Origin of the sequence: Zestomonas carbonaria (assembly GCF_904061905.1) — a bacterium.
GTDB classification, from domain to species: domain Bacteria; phylum Pseudomonadota; class Gammaproteobacteria; order Pseudomonadales; family Pseudomonadaceae; genus Aquipseudomonas; species Aquipseudomonas carbonaria.
The window spans coordinates 47,916-64,149 of sequence record NZ_CAJFCI010000017.1; the positions used below are offsets into that span (position 1 = coordinate 47,916).

Sequence of the window (16,234 nt, forward strand, 5' to 3'; positions counted from 1 at the left end):
TGGGCTTCAACGTTGCAGGCCGACCCGGGAGAAGTCCTGCCGGCCGAACGGGCTGACCTGGTAGCCGGTGACTTCCTTGCGCGCCAGCACGCTGGCCTGCGGGTGGGCCAATGGCAGCCACAAAGCCTGTCGCTGGATGATCGCCTGCGCTTCCTTATATAGGCGGCTGCGTTCGGCCTGCTCGGCGTTGCGCTTGCCGTCGGCGATCAGCGTGTCGAGCGCCGGGTCGCAGTAGCGCGCGAAGTTGGTCCCGGACTGCACCGCCGCGCAGGAGAACTGCGGGGTGAGGAAGTTGTCCGGGTCGCCGTTGTCGCCGGCCCAGCCCATGAACAGCAGGTCGTGCTCGCCGGCCTTGGCGCGGCGGATCAGCTCGCCCCACTCGACCATGCGGATCTCCGCCTGGATGCCGACTTCGGCGAGGTCGGCCTGCAACAGTTGCGCGCCGAGGCTGGGGTTGGGGTTGAGCAGGCTGCTCGATGGTCGGGTCCAGATGGTCGTCCTGAAGCCTTCGGCCAGCCCCGCCTTGGCCAGCAGCGCGCGGGCCCGTTCGGGGTCGTGGGGATAGCCGGGCAGTTCGTCGGCATGGCTCCAGGTGTTCGGCGGATAGGGGCCGCTGGCCGAGGTGGCGCCGTCCTCGAATACCGCCTTGAGATAGCTGGCCTTGTCGAAGGCGAGGTTGATCGCCTGGCGCACTTCCAGCTTGTCCAGCGGTGGGTGCTGGCTGTTGAGGGCGACGAAGGCGGTCATGAAGGCCGGGGTTTCGAGCACCTGCAGGGCCGGGTCGCCGGCGGCGGAGCGCACATCCAGCGGCTTGGGCGACAGGGCGATGTGGCACTCGCCACGGCGCAGCTTCTGCAGGCGCACGTTGGCGTCCGGGGTGATGGCGAACACCAGGGCGTCCACCGCCGGTTTGCCGGCGAAGTAGTCGGGGTTGGCGGTGTAGCGCACGAGGGCGTCCTTCTGGAAGCGCTTGAGCACGAACGGGCCGGTGCCCACCGGCTGGATGTTGAGCTTCTCCGGCGTGCCGGCCGCGAGCAGCCGGTCGGCGTATTCGGCGGAATAGATGGAGGCGAAGCCCATGCTCAGGGTGGCGAGGAACGTCGCGTCCGGGTGGTTCAGGGTGAAACGCACGCTGAGCGGGTCGGGCGCCTCGATGTCCTTGATCAGGCCGGGCAACTGCATCGACTGGGCGTGCGGATAGCCGCCCGGCGCGGTCTTGTGCCAGGGATGCGCCGGGTCGAGCATGCGCCGGAAGCTGAACAGCACGTCGTCGGCGTTCAGCTCGCGGCTCGGGGTGAACCAGTCGGTGCGCTGGAACTTCACGCCCGGACGCAGCTTGAACAGGTAGCTCAGGCCGTCCGCCGATATCTCCCAGCTCTCCGCCAGGCTGGGCATGAGTTCGCCGCTGGCGGCATCGAAGTCCACCAGGCGGTTCATCAGCGCATCGGCCGAGGCGTTGGTGGTGGTCAGCGAGTTGTACTGCACCACGTCGAAACCTTCCGGGCTGGCTTCGGTACAGACGCTGAGTACGGCGGCCTGGGCCATCAACGGGGCGAACAGCAGAGGCAGGGCGGCGAGGCGCATGGGAGACTCCTGTCGAACGGGCCGGCCTACCCTAGACCATGGCGCGACGCGGGACAACGGCGCCGGCCGACGAGCGGTCGTCCCGGCGATGGCACGGCGTAGCCGCGCGGTCGCGGCAGGAGGCTTTTTCGGGGGCAGGTTACCCTTGTTGCTCGAGGGGCTTTCTGGTATAAAGCAGCGCTCTTTTCTAGGGGCCCGGTTGCCGTGCTGGTTCATGCGGCCGGTAAGACCCCCGAGAAACGCGGCGCAGAGCGCCATTGGACATTGAGTTTAAGCAGCCAACCCATGCCGGGTTGGGCATGTGGTTTAGAGGGCTGAGGTATGTCGAGAGTCTGTCAGGTGACCGGTAAGGGTCCGGTAACCGGGAACAACGTTTCCCACGCTAACAACAAAACCCGTCGTCGTTTCCTGCCGAACCTGCAACATCACCGTTTCTGGGTCGAGTCCGAGAAGCGCTTCGTGCGTCTGCGCGTTTCCGCCAAGGGCATGCGCGTGATCGACAAGCGTGGTATTGATGTCGTGCTGGCCGAGCTGCGCGCTCGCGGCGAAAAGGTTTAAGGAGATAGTCATGCGTGAACTGATCCGTTTGGTGTCCAGCGCCGGTACCGGCCACTTCTACACCACCGACAAGAACAAGCGCACCACCCCGGACAAGATCGAGATCAAGAAATTCGATCCGACCATCCGCAAGCACGTGATCTACAAGGAAGCCAAGATCAAGTAATTGGTGCGACACGCATGGTCGTGTCGTGCTTGGTTGGGAGCTTTACCCTGACACCAAGCCCCTTGATTCAAGGGGCTGAAGTCAAAACTAAGCAGATGAGCCTGGCTTTGATAGCCTAAGTAATCCGCCTGCGGGGGTGCGAAATTCTCCGTTTGCGGGGAAAGAACGCCTCGAATTCGCCTCCCTGAGGTTAGAGTTCGATCAAAAGCACTATCAAAAGAACAATCTCCACCGGGGATTGTCTCAAATGAACGAAGCTCCCTGGGGGGACGAAACTCCCATCGGGGTTTTTCGTTTTCTCAAAAGCTTGATCATTTGGCCCTCCGCCACCGTCGTGAGACGTGGGAGGCATCTTGTCCAAGCACGAGCGCAAGCTCTATCTATCATTGTCCAGCCATTGCCTGCACGGAATGGTAGCGGACTCGTTGTACGACCAACGATAGCCTAGGGAGACATGCGTCACTGGTAACGGTGGGGTATGAAGCTTTCCCGACAATGTAGCCCCCTTTCAGGGTGCGTCTTTGCCGTGAGGCGAGGCGCAGACGCTCGGAGCAGTACCGGGTCGAGGCGCTAGGCTGGCTGGCATGGACAACGCAAGTGAACTGCTGATAAACGTCGTTATGATCAGATTGCCAAAACTGCTGTTAGGCAATAACCAAAAGGTGCGTGGTCGGTTATCCCTGTCGATTATGGGGATACGTCGTCTCGGTACCACCGGCGAATAGGCAGGTCCTAAACCAGTCGTGTGATAGATAGGGAACGTGGTAAGCCCGTATTGCTGCCCTCGTGGCAGGGGAGCCGCAAGGCGAACTGTTGGCGGTGCGGGTATGGGATTGCAGAAAAAGCGAATGCCGGGCTGTAATGGTTCGGATAGGGGTTGGAACATCACCCCACGGGAAACCGGGCAGACTTCTGCAGGGTCTTTCGTCGCATGACGTCTGACTGACCTCACTCAAAATAGGTGGCAAGTCCACCAGGCTCGTATCCCCTCCGGGGATAGGGGAAACGCAAGGAGAGAACGGATGAACAGTTTTGCTCGCGAGATTCTCGCGGCCGCAAGGCAGGCTCCGGCCATCTACTTCGCGCCGCTTCTGGGTGCGATTCAGGAAGTGAAAGCCGAGTGGCAGCGCCAAGTGCGCAGCAACGAGGCCAGCTCTTCTCTGGAGAAAAAGCGCTAGGAGCACCCGCAAGCCCTCCGGGGTTTGCCGCAGCCATCATCAACCCCGTTCGGGACCACTGTTCCCGGACGGGGGCAGTGCGTTTCCGCTCGGGATCTACCTGAGAGGAAAGCAGCATGAAAGAACTCAGCCAGCCGGCCGGGTCTGCGTTTTCCGACACTCCGCAGCAATGGCACGACATCGACTGGTGTCGTGTGCAGCGGAATGTCCGAGGAATGCAGATACGGATTGCGAAGGCTTGTCGGGAAGGCAAATGGCGCAAGGTGAAAGCCCTGCAACGAATGCTGACCCGCTCGAAGTCGGCCAGATATCTGGCCGTACGGAGAGTCACTGAAAACCAGGGCAAGCGCACGGCGGGAGTCGACCGCGTGCTCTGGGATACCCCCGACGCCAAATGGAAAGCGGCACAAGGGTTGAAGCGGCGCGGATATCAGCCACGGCCTTTACGGCGTGTGTTCATTCCAAAGTCGAATGGGAAGGAACGCCCCCTAGGCATCCCGACCATGACCGACAGAGCCATGCAGGCATTGTATCTGCTGGCGCTGGCACCCATTGCGGAAACCACGGGCGATCCGAACAGCTACGGCTTCAGGATCGAACGCTCGACGGCGGATGCAATGAGTCAGCTATTCACCTGTCTGTCCCAGAAGGCTTCGGCTCGATGGGTACTGGAGGCGGATATCGAAGGCTGCTTCGATCACATCAACCACCACTGGTTGGTCGCGAATATCCCTACGGATAAAGCGATTCTCCGGAAATGGTTGAAGGCTGGCGTGGTTCATAAAGGCCAACTACAGGCAACGGATGCCGGTACGCCACAAGGCGGGATCATCTCGCCGACCTTGGCAAATATGGTGCTGGACGGGCTGGAGTCAGGTCTCAAGCAATATCTGGGACGGGCGAAGGCAAAGAAGCTAAAGATACATGTGGTGCGTTATGCGGATGATTTCGTGATTACCGGCGACTCTCCGGAGGTGCTGGCAGACGAGGTCAAACCTTGGGTAGAGCAGTTCCTGGCGGTACGCGGACTGCGGTTGTCACCCGAGAAAACGCAGATTGTCCACATCGACCAAGGCTTTAACTTCCTGGGATGGAGCTTCCGCAAATACAAAGGGAAGCTCCTGATCAAACCGAGCAAGAAAAACGCGCAAGCGTTCTATCGCAAGGTGAAGGAAGCGATCAGCAACAACAAGACGACGAGACAGGAGAACCTGATTCGCCTGCTGAATCCGGTCTTGAGAGGTTGGGCGTTGTATCACCAACCCGTGGTTGCCAAGCAGGCGTTCAGTCGCATGGATTTCCTGCTCTTTCAGGCAATATGGCGTTGGGCAAAACGGCGGCATCCGAGGAAAAATCTCGAATGGATACGGAAGAAGTATTTCCGAACGAGCGAGAACAAGAACTGGGTGTTTGCCACCACGGTACTTACCGAGGAAGGGAGCAAAAAGGATTTTGTGCTGTATACCCTGTCGGAAACACCAATCGAGCGGCACATCAAGATCAACGGGGAATACAACCCCTTCGATCCCTCGATGGAGGCAATGGGCGAGAAGTTGCGGATGGATCGGATGCTGAAGAAGCTGAAGTACCGGAAGCAGATTACGAGCCTATACGTGAGCCAAAAGGGACGATGTGTACTCTGTGGGCAACCGATAACCAAGGAAACGGGATGGCATGACCATCACATCGTTCACCGCTCGCAAGGCGGCAGTGATGCGACGGCCAACCGGGTGCTACTGCACCCCAATTGCCATCAACAGCTACATAACCGTGGTCTGACAGTGAGCAAGCCGGCTCCCTCGGGGGCTTCGTTAAAGGCTTGAGCCGTATGCGCTGAAAGGCGCACGTACGGTTCTTAGGGGGAGGTGGGCCAGCAATGGCCTGCCTCTACCCGACATCCGCACCTTGTGAAGAAAACCCGCCATCGCGCGGGTTTTTTTCTGCCTGCGATTTATTGGATTTCCGCGTTAGCGGCGGCCCGCGTAGGGGAATGACGGGGCCTTGAAGCGCGCCGGTTGTTCCCCCCCCGTCGTCCTCGCGAACGCGGGGACCCACTAAAAGAAACGCGGGGGACCCGGTAAAAGAAAGGCCCACACGAGGCGGGCCGAGGGTCTTGCGGGGGAGAGAAGCGGGTCAGTTGGCGGCTTGCTCGAAGATCACGTACACCTTGCGGCACGGTTCGAGCACTTCCCAGGTGCCGCGGAAGCCGGCGGGGATTACGAAGCGGTCGCCGGCGCGCAGGGTCTTGGCGTTGCCCTCGCTGTCGCGCAGGACCGAGACGCCCTGGAGGATTTCGCAGTACTCGTGCTCGGTGTAGTTCACCGTCCACTGGCCGACCGCGCCTTCCCAGATGCCGCTGTTGAACTGGCCGCAGGGGCTGGAATAGTGGTTGCGCACGCTCTGCTCGGGGTCGCCCTTGAGGATCTTCTCGGCCGCCGGACGGTAATGTTCGGTCTGGGTCTCGGCCTGGGCGAAATCGACGATCTGCTGGATGTTCATGGCGATGCCTGTGTTGTTGGAGATTGGTCTGGCGTCGGATGACGGCAGTCTATGTTTAATAAAACGCACATGACAAGGCTGTTTATCCCCGTATTGTCAAAAATATTGAAAATCCGCCGTGCGCTGGTTTAGTGTTGTGGGGATTGGCTGAACAGGCCTTGCCGAATTCGCGCGGCCGCTCCTGGATGGCCGCCACCACAACAAGAGGAATCCCCCATGACCAGCTTGACCCGTGCCGATTGGGAACAGCGCGCCAACGACCTGAAGATCGAGGGTCGCGCCTACATCCAGGGCGAATACACCGCCGCCGCTTCCGGGGCGACCTTCGACTGCATCAGCCCGGTCGATGGACGGGTGCTGGGCCAGGTGGCCAGTTGCGACAGCGCCGACGCCGAGCGTGCGGTGGCGGCGGCTCGTGCGGCCTTCGAGTCGGGCGCCTGGTCGCGCCTGGCGCCGGCCAAGCGCAAGAAGGTGATGATCCGCTTCGCCGAACTGATCCAGCAGCACGGCGAGGAACTGGCCCTGCTGGAAACCCTGGACATGGGCAAGCCGATCAGCGACGCGCTGGCCATCGACGTCAACAGCGCCGCCAACTCGATCCGCTGGAGCGGCGAGGCGATCGACAAGGTCTATGACGAAGTCGCCGCCACTCCGCACAACGAGCTGGGCCTGGTGACCCGCGAGGCGATCGGCGTGGTCGCCGCCATCGTGCCGTGGAACTTCCCGCTGCTGATGAGCTGCTGGAAGCTCGGTCCGGCGCTGGCTACCGGTAACTCGGTGATCCTCAAGCCGTCGGAAAAATCGCCGCTGACTGCCATCCGCATCGCCCAACTGGCCACCGAGGCCGGCATTCCGAACGGCGTGTTCAACGTCCTGCCGGGCTACGGCCACACCGTCGGCAAGGCGCTGGCGCTGCACATGGACGTCGACTGCCTGGTGTTCACCGGTTCGACCAAGATCGCCAAGCAACTGATGATCTATGCGGGCGAATCGAACATGAAGCGCGTCTGGCTGGAAGCCGGCGGCAAGAGCCCGAACATCGTGTTCGCCGACGCTCCGGACCTGAAGGCCGCCGCCGAGGCCGCGGCCGGCGCCATCGCCTTCAACCAGGGCGAGGTGTGCACCGCCGGTTCGCGCCTGCTGGTGGAGAAGTCGATCAAGGACCAGTTCCTGCCGCTGGTGATCGAGGCGCTGAAGGGCTGGAAGCCGGGCAACCCGCTGGACCCGGCGACCAACGTCGGCGCGCTGGTGGACACCCAGCAGATGAACACCGTGCTGTCCTACATCGAGGCCGGCCACGCCGATGGTGCCAAGCTGGTGGCCGGCGGCAAGCGCACCCTGGAGGAGACCGGCGGCGTGTACGTCGAGCCGACCATCTTCGACGGAGTGAGCAATGCCATGAAGATCGCCCGCGAGGAAATCTTCGGCCCGGTGCTGTCGGTGATCGAGTTCGAGACCGCCGAGGAAGCCGTGCGCATCGCCAACGACACGCCCTACGGCCTGGCCGCGGCGGTGTGGACCAGCAACATCTCCAAGGCGCACCTGACCGCCAAGGCGCTGCGCGCCGGTAGCGTGTGGGTCAACCAGTACGACGGCGGCGACATGACCGCGCCGTTCGGCGGCTTCAAGCAGTCCGGCAACGGCCGCGACAAGTCGCTGCACGCCTTCGACAAGTACACCGAACTGAAGGCGACCTGGATCAAGCTCTGACAGAGCGGCGGCAAGCTTCAAGCGGCAAGCCACAAGCGAGCGGGTTGCGGCTCGGGCTCCGCTTTTAACTTGTCGCTTGTAGCTTGAGGCTTGCCGCTTTATGCGTTGGGGAACCTACTTCGCCGTGTGCGCGGCGGTGATCAGTATCGGCCTGGCCCTCGGGGTAACCATGCCGCTGGTGTCGCTGCGCCTGGAAAGCTGGGGCCATGGCAGTTTCGCCATCGGCGTGATGGCTGCGACCCCGGCAATCGGCGTGCTGCTCGGTGCCCTGGTCGCGGGGCGCTGGGCATCGATCCTGGGCACTACCCGGCTGATGCAGGCCTGCCTGCTGTTCAGCGCGCTGTCGGTGGCGCTGCTCGCCCTGCTGCCGAGCTACTGGCTGTGGCTGGCGCTGCGCCTGGTGATCGGTGTGGCGCTGACCGTGGTGTTCATTCTCGGCGAGAGCTGGATCAACCAGCTCGCCGTGGAGCAGTGGCGCGGCCGGCTGGTGGCCCTGTACGGCACCGGCTACGCGCTCAGCCAACTGTCCGGGCCGCTGGTGCTGGGCCTCATCGGCAGTTCCACCGACCTGGGCTTCTGGGCTGGTACGTGCTTGCTGATTGGCGGTTCGCTGGTGTTGCTCGGCCGCAGCGGCGCGCCGCGCGTCGATGCCCACAGCGCTTCGGGGCGCGGGCTCGTGGCCTTCTGCCGCAACCTGCCGGCGATCGCCTGGGCGGTGACCCTGTTCGCCGCGTTCGAGGCGATGGTGCTGACCCTGCTGCCGATCTACCTGCTGCGCGAGGGCTTCGCCGAGCAACTGGCGCTGACCCTGGTGAGCGTGGTGGTGATCGGCGACGCGGCGCTGCAACTGCCGATCGGCTGGCTCGCCGACCGGGTATCCCGCACTTCATTGTTCCGTGCCTGCGGAGTGGTCCTGCTGCTGTCCAGCCTGGCCATGCCGCTGCTGCTGCACAGCCCGCTGGTATGGCCGCTGCTGGTGCTGTTCGGTGCCAGCGCCGGCGGATTGTTCACCCTGGCGCTGATCCTCATCGGCGAGCGTTACCGCGACGACGAGCTGGTCCGCGCCAATGCCCATGTTGCCCAGTTGTGGGGCGCCGGTTGCCTGATCGGCCCGCTGCTCACCGGGGCCGGCAGCCAGTGGATGAGCAGCCACGCCTTGCCGCTGCTGATGGCGGCCGGGGCGTTCGGTTTCGTCTGTCTGGCCTGGCGGCGCGATGCCTTCAGCGTGCCCCTGGCAAGCGCCAGGCCGTAGGGTGGGCTGAAGCCCACCCTACGGTGTTAGAGCGGGTTGGTGTGGCCGAAGCGTTCCTTGATCCGGTACCAGAGCATGCCCAGGGCGAGCAGCGGCGAGCGCAGGTACTTGCCGCCGGGGAAGGTGATGTGCGGCACCTGGGCGAACAGGTCGAAGCCGCGGCTTTCCTGCCCGGTGATGGCCTCGGCGAGCAGCCGTCCGGCCAGGTGCGTGGCGTTGAGCCCATGGCCGGCGTAGGCCTGGGCGTAGTAGACGTTGGGCTGGTCGTCGAGGCGGCCGATCTGCGGCAGGCGGTTGGCGCCGATGCCGATCATGCCGCCCCATTGGAAGTCGATGCGCACGTCTTCCAGTTGCGGGAACACCTTGAGCATCTTCGGCCGCATGTAGGCGGCGATGTCCTTGGGATCGCGCCCGGAATAGTGGCAGGCGCCGCCGAACAGCAGGCGATGGTCGGCGGACAGCCGGTAGTAGTCGAGCGCCACGCGCTGGTCGCAGAGCGCCATGTTCTGCGGGATCAGGCTGCGCGCGCGGGCCGCGCCGAGCGGTTCGGTGGCGATCACGTAGCTGCCGGCCGGGAGCACCTTGCCGCCCAGTTGGGGGTTGAGGTCATTGAGGTAGGCGTTGCAGGCCAGCACCAGGTGCTTCGCCCGCACCAGGCCTTGGGCGCTGTGCACGCGAACCTCGGGGCCGTAGTCGATGCGCGTCACCGGCGAGTGCTCGAACAGGCGCACGCCCAGCGATTGCGCGGCGGCCGCTTCGCCGAGCACCAGGTTGAGCGGGTGCAGGTGCCCCGAGCCCATGTCGATCATGCCGCCGACGTAGTTGTCGGAGCCGACCACCTGGTGCATTTCCTCGGCCTTGAGCACGCGCAGTTCGTGGCGGTAGCCCAGCTCGCGCAGTTCCTCGCGGTCCTCGAGGAAGCCGGCGAAGTCGCGCGGGGTGTTGGCCAGGTCGCAGTAGCCCCAGGTCAGGTCGCAATCGATGGCGAAGTGCTCGATGCGCCGGCGGACGATTTCCACCGCTTCGAGGCCGAGCAGCTTGAGCTCGCGCACGCCGTCGCTGCCGATCACTCCGCTGAACTGGTCGAGGTCGTGGCCGACGCCGCGGATCAACTGGCCGCCGTTGCGCCCGCTGGCACCCCAGCCGACCTGGTGCGCTTCCAGCAGCGCCACCGAGAAGCCGCGCTCGGCCAGCTCGATGGCGGTGTTCAGCCCGGAGAATCCGCCGCCGACGATACACACGTCGGCCTGCACTTCGCCGGCCAGGGGCGGGAAGTCGAGTTGGCGATTGACGCTGGCGGCGTAGTAGGAGGCGGCGTGTTGCGGGCTGTGCACGGGCTGGCGAACGCGGGCGTTCATGTGCGAAATCCTGATTGTTGTGTTTGGGAAATCGAACGAAGCATAGGCGCACAGGCCGGCGGGCGGCAAGAGGCCACGGAAGAGCTCGCTCTTACACCATTCCTCCCTGCTTTTGCGTTCAGCCTCCAGCGCTCTTGACCGGCTTTATGCCCTTAATCCGGCACCGGCAGGGTCAGCGACTCCTTCACCTCTTCCATGACGATGTAGGACTTCGACTCGCGCACGTGCGGCAGCTTGAGCAGGATGTCGCCGAGCAGCTTGCGGTAGCTGGCCATCTCGTTGATGCGCGCCTTGATCAGGTAGTCGAAGTCGCCGGACACCAGGTGGCACTCCAGCACGTGGGGCAGCTTGAGCACGGCGCGGCGGAATTCCTCGAAGGTATCGCCGGACTTGTAGTCCAGGCTGATCTCGACGAACACCAGCAGGTTGGCCTTGAGGTGTTGCGGGTTGAGGCGCGCCGAGTAGCCCATGATGATGCCTTCGCGCTCCAGGCGGCGGACCCGCTCGGTGCAGGGCGTGGTGGACAGGCCGACGCGCTCGCCCAGCTCGGTGAAGGACAGGCGTCCGTCCTGCTGGAGGATGCGTAAAATATTCCGGTCGATCTTGTCCAGCTCGCGACGGCTCTGGTGCTGGGTACGCATGGTGGATGCCACTCCATGAAAAGGTTTATTGCCGGGAATTCTCCCTAAATATAGCTATCACAATAGTGAAAAGCACTGCCGATCGCTCCATATACTGCGCGCATCTAACGCTCAGGATAACAAACGTCAGCGTAAAGTCGCGGCGAGGAGAGAACGATGCGTGTAATGGTGCTCGGCAGCGGTGTGATCGGTACCGCCAGTGCCTATTATCTGGCCCGTGCCGGCTTCGAAGTGGTGGTGGTCGACCGCCAGGAAGCCCCGGCCATGGAAACCAGCTTCGGCAACGCCGGCCAGGTCTCTCCCGGCTACGCATCGCCCTGGGCCGCTCCCGGCGTGCCGCTGAAAGCCATCAAGTGGCTGCTCCAGCAGCACGCGCCGCTGGCCATCAAGGCCACCGCGAATATCGACCAGTACCTGTGGATGGCGCAGATGCTGCGCAACTGCACCGCCGCCCGCTATGCGGTGAACAAGGAGCGCATGGTGCGCCTGTCCGAGTACAGCCGCGACTGCCTCGACGAACTGCGCGCCGAGACCGGCATCGGCTACGAAGGCCGCCAGCTTGGCACCACCCAACTGTTCCGCACCCAGGCGCAACTGGACGCCGCCGGCAAGGACATCGCCGTGCTCGAGCGTTCCGGGGTCGCCTATGAAGTGCTCGACCGCGAAGGCATCGTGCGTGCCGAGCCGGCCCTCGCCAAGGTCGCCCACAAGCTGGCCGGCGCCCTGCGCCTGCCCAACGACCAGACCGGCGATTGCCAGGTGTTCACCACCAGATTGGCGGAGATGGCGACCAAGCTCGGCGTCGAGTTCCGCTTCGGCCAGAACATCCAGCGCCTCGACTTCGCCGGTGACCGCATCAACGGCGTGTGGATCGACGGCAAGCTGGAAACCGCCGACCGCTACGTGCTGGCCCTCGGCAGCTACAGCCCGCAACTGCTCAAGCCGCTGGGCATCAAGGCCCCGGTCTACCCGCTCAAGGGCTATTCGCTGACCGTGCCGATCACCAACGCCGAGATGGCTCCGACCTCGACCATCCTCGACGAGACCTACAAGGTCGCGATCACCCGCTTCGACAATCGCATCCGCGTGGGCGGCATGGCCGAGATCGCCGGTTTCGACCTGAGCCTCAACCCGAAGCGCCGCGCGACCCTGGAAATGATCACCAACGATCTCTACCCCGAGGGTGGCGACGTGTCCCAGGCCAGCTTCTGGACCGGCCTGCGCCCGGCCACCCCGGACGGCACGCCGATCGTCGGTGCCACGCCGTTCCGCAACCTGTTCCTCAACACCGGCCACGGTACCCTCGGCTGGACCATGGCCTGCGGTTCCGGCCGCTTCCTCGCCGACCTGATGGCGCGCCGCCGTCCGCAGATCAGCGCCGAAGGCCTGGACATCTTCCGTTACGGCAACAGCAAGGAGAGCCCGGCTCATGGCCATCCAGCGCCTGCGCACTGAAACCCGCTACAGTGAGGCGGTGATCCACAACGGCACCGTCTACCTGGCCGGCCAACTGGCCGATGACCTGACCGGCGACATCTGCCAGCAGACCCGCGAGACCCTGGCCAGCATCGACCGCCTGCTGGCCGAGGCCGGCAGCGACAGGTCGCGCATCCTCTCGGCGACCATCTACCTCAAGGACATCGCCGCCGACTACGCCGGCCTCAACGCCGAATGGGACGCCTGGCTGGTCCCCGGCACCGCGCCGGCGCGCGCCTGCGTCGAGGCGAACATGTACGCGCCCGAGGTGCTGGTGGAGATTTCCATCGTCGCCGCGCTGAACTGATCCCTGCTCTACCCGGCGCTTGCCGGGTTTTTTTCGAATGCCCGAACCCCGTCAGTGGGGAGGGAGCGGACCTCTTGCTGGCTCCCCGCGTTCGCGGGGATGACGTCACTCCCGCGCAGGCGGGAGTCCAGAAGAGACCAGCCACCAGAACAACGAAGTGATATCGCCATGCGTCCCGCCCGTGCCCTGATCGATCTCGAAGCCCTGCGTCACAACTACCGTCTGGCCCGCGAAGTGTCCGGGGCCAAGGCCCTGGCGGTGGTCAAGGCCGACGCCTACGGGCATGGCGCCGTGCACTGCGCGGAGGCATTGCAGGGCGAGGCCGACGGTTTCGCCGTGGCCTGCATCGAAGAGGCTCTGCAACTGCGCGAGGCGGGCATCCAGCGGCCGATCCTGTTGCTCGAAGGTTTCTTCGAGGCCAGCGAACTGGAACTGATCGATCGGCACGACCTGTGGTGCGTGGTGCATTCGTTGTGGCAACTCGAAGCCATCGAGCAGGCGCGCCTGGCCCGGCCGCTGACGGTCTGGCTGAAGCTCGACTCCGGCATGCACCGGGTCGGCCTGCATCCCGAGGACTACCAGGCCGCCTACCGTCGCCTGGAGGCCAGCGGCAAGGTCGCGCGCATCGTGCTGATGAGCCACTTCGCCCGCGCCGACGAATTGGACTGCCCGCGCAGCGAGGAACAGCTCGCGGCCTTCCGGCTCGCGAGCCGGGGCCTGAACGCCGAGGTCAGCCTGCGCAACTCGCCAGCCGTGCTCGGCTGGCCGAAGATTCCAAGCGACTGGGTGCGCCCCGGCATCATGCTGTACGGCGCGACGCCGTTCGAGCAGGCCCACCCGCTGGCCAACCGCCTGCAACCGGTGATGACCCTGGAGTCGAAGATCATCTGCGTGCGGGAGCTGCCGGCCGGCGAGCCGGTGGGCTACGGCGCGCGCTTCGTCAGCGAACGGACGACCCGGGTCGGCGTGGTCGCCATGGGCTATGCCGACGGCTACCCGCGCCACGCGCCGACCGGCACCCCGGTGGCCATCGACGGCCAGGCGAGCCGGATCATCGGCCGGGTCTCGATGGACATGCTCACCGTCGATCTCACCGACCTGCCCCAGGCCGGCCTCGGCAGCCGTGTCGAGCTGTGGGGCAAGCAGGTGCTGGCCAGCGACGTGGCGGCCTGCGCCGGGACCATCCCTTACCAGATCTTCTGCAACCTGCGCCGGGTGCCGTTGAGATACGTCTGATTCTTGGCTGTTCGCTACGGTCGATGGCAAGCCCGGGTGATCAGGAAAACGATCAGCTATTCCGGGAACCCCTCTGGATCAATGCTTTTCCGGGCAAGTTGCTTGCCTGGAAGGGCCATCGTGCGACATCGGTCGGTGAAGTGTTGAAAATACTGAACGCTGTTGCCATGATACGCCGACAACCACAACCCGGTTCCCACGGAGGATCCCGCCATTGGACGTCGGTGTTCGACTGCAATCCATTCGCAAGCTCAAAGGCCTTTCCCAGCGTGAACTCGCCAAGCGGGCGGGCGTCACCAACAGCACCATTTCCATGATCGAAAAGAACAGCGTCAGCCCTTCCATCAGTTCGCTGAAGAAGGTGCTGGGCGGCATCCCCATGTCGCTGGTGGAATTCTTCTCCCTCGATCTGGAGCAGGAAAACCAGACCCAGGTGGTCTACCGGGCTTCCGAACTCACCGACATCTGCAGCGGCACGATCACCATGAAACTGGTCGGCAAGGCCCATCCGAGCCGTGCCATCGCCTTCCTCGACGAGACCTATCCGCCCGGCACCGATACCGGCGACGAGATGTACGCCCATGACGGCGAGGAGGCCGGGATGCTGGTCGAGGGGCGGCTGGAGCTGACCGTCGGCAACGAGGTGTTCGTGCTCGAGCCGGGCGACAGCTACTACTTCGAGAGCAGCAAGCCGCACCGTTTCCGCAATCCGTTCGACAAGCCGGCCCGGCTGATCAGCGCGACCACGCCGGCGAATTTCTAGACAGCAGCGGCAAGCCACAAGCCGCAAGCAAAAGCGCGGGTGGACCGCTCTCCTTGTCGCTTGCAGCTTGCGGCTTATAGCTGCCCTCCTGCGACAATCTGGGTTATTCCGGCCGCGCGGGCTTGCCGTTATACTGTCGCCCGCTCGCGAAACCGTGGCCGCGAGCGTGACTAGCCACGATGAGGGTGTACCGTGAATCTAATTAAGAAAATGCTGGTGGCACCGGCTACCGTATTGGCCCTGTGGGCAGTGTCTGCTCAGGCCACGACCGACCAGGCCATCGCCGAGCGCCTCAAGCCGGTGGGCGAGGTTTGCGTGCAGGGCCAGGAGTGCAAGGGTGTCGAGGCCGTGGCGGCTTCCGCCGGCGGCGGCGCGCGCAGCGCCGACGATATCATCGCCAAGCACTGCAACGCCTGCCACAGCGCCGGCCTGCTGGGCGCTCCGAAGATCGGCGACACCGCCGCCTGGAAAGAGCGCGCGGATCACCAGGGCGGCCTGGACGGCATCCTGGCCAAGGCCATCTCCGGCATCAACGCCATGCCGCCGAAAGGTACCTGTGCCGACTGTTCGGATGACGAACTGCTCGAGGCCATCAAGCAGATGTCCGGCCTGTAAGACACGCCGCAACAAGAAAACCGCCCGAGGGCGGTTTTTTTTGTGGGCGATGCATTCATTTCGTAGCCCGTAGGGTGGGTCGGGCGGCGTTCCGCTTCAGCCCACCGAGCCAAGCTCGGCCCGGGTTGGTGGGCTGAAGCCCACCCTACTTCTATTCGAGGAAGCTCACCTGGCCGTTGGCCAGCGACTGCACGCGGGCCAGGGATTCGACCCGGTAGCCCTCGTTCTCCAGCAGGGCGCGGCCTTCCTGGAAGGACTTCTCGATGACGATGCCGATGCCGGCGACAGTCGCCCCGGCCTGCTGGATCAGGTCGATCAGCGCCTTGGCGGCGTGGCCGTTGGCGAGGAAGTCGTCGATCACCAGCACGTGGTCGGCGCTGGTCAGGTGCTTGGCGGAGATCGCGATGGTGCTCTCGGTCTGCTTGGTGAAGGAGAACACCTTGGAGATCAGCAGGTCGTTCTTCAGGGTCAGCGACTGGAACTTGCGGGCGAAGATCACCGGGATGCCCAGCTCCAGGCCGGCCATCACCGCCGGGGCGATGCCGGAGGCCTCGATGGTGACGATCTTGGTGATGCCCTGGCCGCGGAAGCGCTCGGCGAATTCGTGGCCGATCTGCTGCATCAGCAGCGGGTCGATCTGGTGGTTGAGGAAGGCGTCGACCTTCAGCACCTGCTCGGAGAGCACGATGCCCTCGTCGCGAATCTTCTGTTTCAGCGCTTCCACGCTATTACCCTCGTCGTGTCTGTGAAAATCCGGTCTGTGCCGGGGTCGATCTGCTCTTCCGCCGTGGCCCGGGTTGCATCCGGGCTACAACGTACGACTGGATCCCCGCGTTCGCGGGGATGACGGTCCTTCCTTCACCTCGTCACTCCCGCGCATGCGGGAGGCCA

Annotated in this window: 16 protein-coding genes; 11 read left to right on the forward strand and 5 right to left on the reverse strand. The window is 64.1% G+C overall.

Annotation, left to right across the window (positions count from 1 at the left end):
* Positions 1-6: 6 nt before the first annotated feature.
* Positions 7-1,584: an ABC transporter substrate-binding protein gene (locus tag PSEWESI4_RS02855; RefSeq protein WP_187669666.1), complete on the reverse strand. Its 1,578-nt coding sequence runs from the start codon at positions 1,582-1,584 to the stop codon at positions 7-9.
* Between the two features lie 321 nt (positions 1,585-1,905).
* Here PSEWESI4_RS02855 and rpmB point away from each other — a divergent pair, with 321 nt between their 5' ends.
* The 4 genes from rpmB (at position 1,906) to ltrA (ending at position 5,309) form a co-directional block, all read left to right on the forward strand.
* The gene (rpmB, locus tag PSEWESI4_RS02860; RefSeq protein WP_187669667.1) at positions 1,906-2,142 is read left to right on the forward strand and encodes a 50S ribosomal protein L28; all 237 of its coding nucleotides are present in this window, start codon (positions 1,906-1,908) and stop codon (positions 2,140-2,142) included.
* A gap of 10 nt (positions 2,143-2,152) precedes the next feature.
* Positions 2,153-2,308, forward strand: a complete 156-nt coding sequence (gene rpmG / locus PSEWESI4_RS02865) for a 50S ribosomal protein L33 (protein ID WP_160077807.1) — start codon at positions 2,153-2,155, stop codon at positions 2,306-2,308.
* A gap of 1,022 nt (positions 2,309-3,330) precedes the next feature.
* Positions 3,331-3,486: a hypothetical protein gene (locus PSEWESI4_RS02870; RefSeq protein WP_187669668.1), complete on the forward strand. Its 156-nt coding sequence runs from the start codon at positions 3,331-3,333 to the stop codon at positions 3,484-3,486.
* Between the two features lie 116 nt (positions 3,487-3,602).
* Positions 3,603-5,309 (forward strand): group II intron reverse transcriptase/maturase, encoded by a 1,707-nt coding sequence (gene ltrA, locus PSEWESI4_RS02875; RefSeq protein ID WP_187669669.1) that lies wholly within the window; start codon positions 3,603-3,605, stop codon positions 5,307-5,309.
* A gap of 310 nt (positions 5,310-5,619) precedes the next feature.
* Here the strand turns inward: ltrA and PSEWESI4_RS02880 are convergent, their stop codons facing one another.
* Entirely contained in the window at positions 5,620-5,985 is a 366-nt protein-coding gene (locus PSEWESI4_RS02880; RefSeq protein ID WP_187669670.1) for a cupin domain-containing protein, read from the reverse strand.
* A 216-nt stretch (positions 5,986-6,201) separates the two neighbouring features.
* On the opposite strand from PSEWESI4_RS02880, the gene PSEWESI4_RS02885 reads away from it, so the two are divergent.
* Both PSEWESI4_RS02885 and PSEWESI4_RS02890 read left to right on the forward strand, forming a co-directional pair.
* Positions 6,202-7,695 carry an aldehyde dehydrogenase gene (locus PSEWESI4_RS02885; RefSeq protein ID WP_187669671.1) on the forward strand — a complete coding sequence of 498 codons (1,494 nt, stop codon included), beginning with the start codon at positions 6,202-6,204 and terminating at the stop codon, positions 7,693-7,695.
* A 100-nt stretch (positions 7,696-7,795) separates the two neighbouring features.
* Positions 7,796-8,947: an MFS transporter gene (locus PSEWESI4_RS02890; RefSeq protein WP_187669672.1), complete on the forward strand. Its 1,152-nt coding sequence runs from the start codon at positions 7,796-7,798 to the stop codon at positions 8,945-8,947.
* Positions 8,948-8,973: 26 nt separating this feature from the next.
* Here PSEWESI4_RS02890 and PSEWESI4_RS02895 read toward each other — a convergent pair whose 3' ends face one another.
* Complete coding sequence (locus tag PSEWESI4_RS02895; protein ID WP_187669673.1) at positions 8,974-10,305, reverse strand: NAD(P)/FAD-dependent oxidoreductase; 1,332 nt, start codon at positions 10,303-10,305, stop codon at positions 8,974-8,976.
* A 152-nt stretch (positions 10,306-10,457) separates the two neighbouring features.
* Complete coding sequence (locus PSEWESI4_RS02900; RefSeq protein ID WP_187669674.1) at positions 10,458-10,946, reverse strand: Lrp/AsnC ligand binding domain-containing protein; 489 nt, start codon at positions 10,944-10,946, stop codon at positions 10,458-10,460.
* A gap of 156 nt (positions 10,947-11,102) precedes the next feature.
* Here PSEWESI4_RS02900 and dadA point away from each other — a divergent pair, with 156 nt between their 5' ends.
* The 5 genes from dadA (at position 11,103) to PSEWESI4_RS02925 (ending at position 15,343) form a co-directional block, all read left to right on the forward strand.
* A complete protein-coding gene (gene dadA / locus PSEWESI4_RS02905; RefSeq protein WP_187669675.1) occupies positions 11,103-12,401 on the forward strand; it encodes a D-amino acid dehydrogenase in 1,299 nt (432 codons plus the stop codon).
* A complete protein-coding gene (locus tag PSEWESI4_RS02910) occupies positions 12,376-12,729 on the forward strand; it encodes a RidA family protein (RefSeq protein ID WP_187669676.1) in 354 nt (117 codons plus the stop codon). The genes dadA and PSEWESI4_RS02910 overlap by 26 nt, the downstream gene beginning before the upstream one ends.
* Positions 12,730-12,897: 168 nt before the next feature.
* Positions 12,898-13,965: an alanine racemase gene (gene alr / locus PSEWESI4_RS02915; RefSeq protein ID WP_187669677.1), complete on the forward strand. Its 1,068-nt coding sequence runs from the start codon at positions 12,898-12,900 to the stop codon at positions 13,963-13,965.
* A 214-nt stretch (positions 13,966-14,179) separates the two neighbouring features.
* Positions 14,180-14,728 (forward strand): cupin domain-containing protein, encoded by a 549-nt coding sequence (locus PSEWESI4_RS02920; RefSeq protein WP_187669678.1) that lies wholly within the window; start codon positions 14,180-14,182, stop codon positions 14,726-14,728.
* A 192-nt stretch (positions 14,729-14,920) separates the two neighbouring features.
* Positions 14,921-15,343 carry a c-type cytochrome gene (locus PSEWESI4_RS02925; protein WP_328821747.1) on the forward strand — a complete coding sequence of 141 codons (423 nt, stop codon included), beginning with the start codon at positions 14,921-14,923 and terminating at the stop codon, positions 15,341-15,343.
* A 151-nt stretch (positions 15,344-15,494) separates the two neighbouring features.
* Here the strand turns inward: PSEWESI4_RS02925 and PSEWESI4_RS02930 are convergent, their stop codons facing one another.
* Positions 15,495-16,067 carry a xanthine phosphoribosyltransferase gene (locus PSEWESI4_RS02930; protein ID WP_187669679.1) on the reverse strand — a complete coding sequence of 191 codons (573 nt, stop codon included), beginning with the start codon at positions 16,065-16,067 and terminating at the stop codon, positions 15,495-15,497.
* Between the last annotated feature and the right edge of the window lie 167 nt (positions 16,068-16,234).

Coding starts and splice junctions, on each gene's coding strand:
- PSEWESI4_RS02890 (WP_187669672.1), top strand. CDS start 7,796: ATGCGTTGGGGAACCTACTTCGCCGTGTGCGCGGCGGTGATCAGTATC.
- PSEWESI4_RS02900 (WP_187669674.1), bottom strand. CDS start 10,946: ATGCGTACCCAGCACCAGAGCCGTCGCGAGCTGGACAAGATCGACCGG.
- rpmG (WP_160077807.1), top strand. CDS start 2,153: ATGCGTGAACTGATCCGTTTGGTGTCCAGCGCCGGTACCGGCCACTTC.
- rpmB (WP_187669667.1), top strand. CDS start 1,906: ATGTCGAGAGTCTGTCAGGTGACCGGTAAGGGTCCGGTAACCGGGAAC.
- PSEWESI4_RS02910 (WP_187669676.1), top strand. CDS start 12,376: ATGGCCATCCAGCGCCTGCGCACTGAAACCCGCTACAGTGAGGCGGTG.
- dadA (WP_187669675.1), top strand. CDS start 11,103: ATGCGTGTAATGGTGCTCGGCAGCGGTGTGATCGGTACCGCCAGTGCC.
- PSEWESI4_RS02870 (WP_187669668.1), top strand. CDS start 3,331: ATGAACAGTTTTGCTCGCGAGATTCTCGCGGCCGCAAGGCAGGCTCCG.
- PSEWESI4_RS02885 (WP_187669671.1), top strand. CDS start 6,202: ATGACCAGCTTGACCCGTGCCGATTGGGAACAGCGCGCCAACGACCTG.
- alr (WP_187669677.1), top strand. CDS start 12,898: ATGCGTCCCGCCCGTGCCCTGATCGATCTCGAAGCCCTGCGTCACAAC.
- PSEWESI4_RS02895 (WP_187669673.1), bottom strand. CDS start 10,305: ATGAACGCCCGCGTTCGCCAGCCCGTGCACAGCCCGCAACACGCCGCC.
- PSEWESI4_RS02880 (WP_187669670.1), bottom strand. CDS start 5,985: ATGAACATCCAGCAGATCGTCGATTTCGCCCAGGCCGAGACCCAGACC.
- PSEWESI4_RS02855 (WP_187669666.1), bottom strand. CDS start 1,584: ATGCGCCTCGCCGCCCTGCCTCTGCTGTTCGCCCCGTTGATGGCCCAG.
- ltrA (WP_187669669.1), top strand. CDS start 3,603: ATGAAAGAACTCAGCCAGCCGGCCGGGTCTGCGTTTTCCGACACTCCG.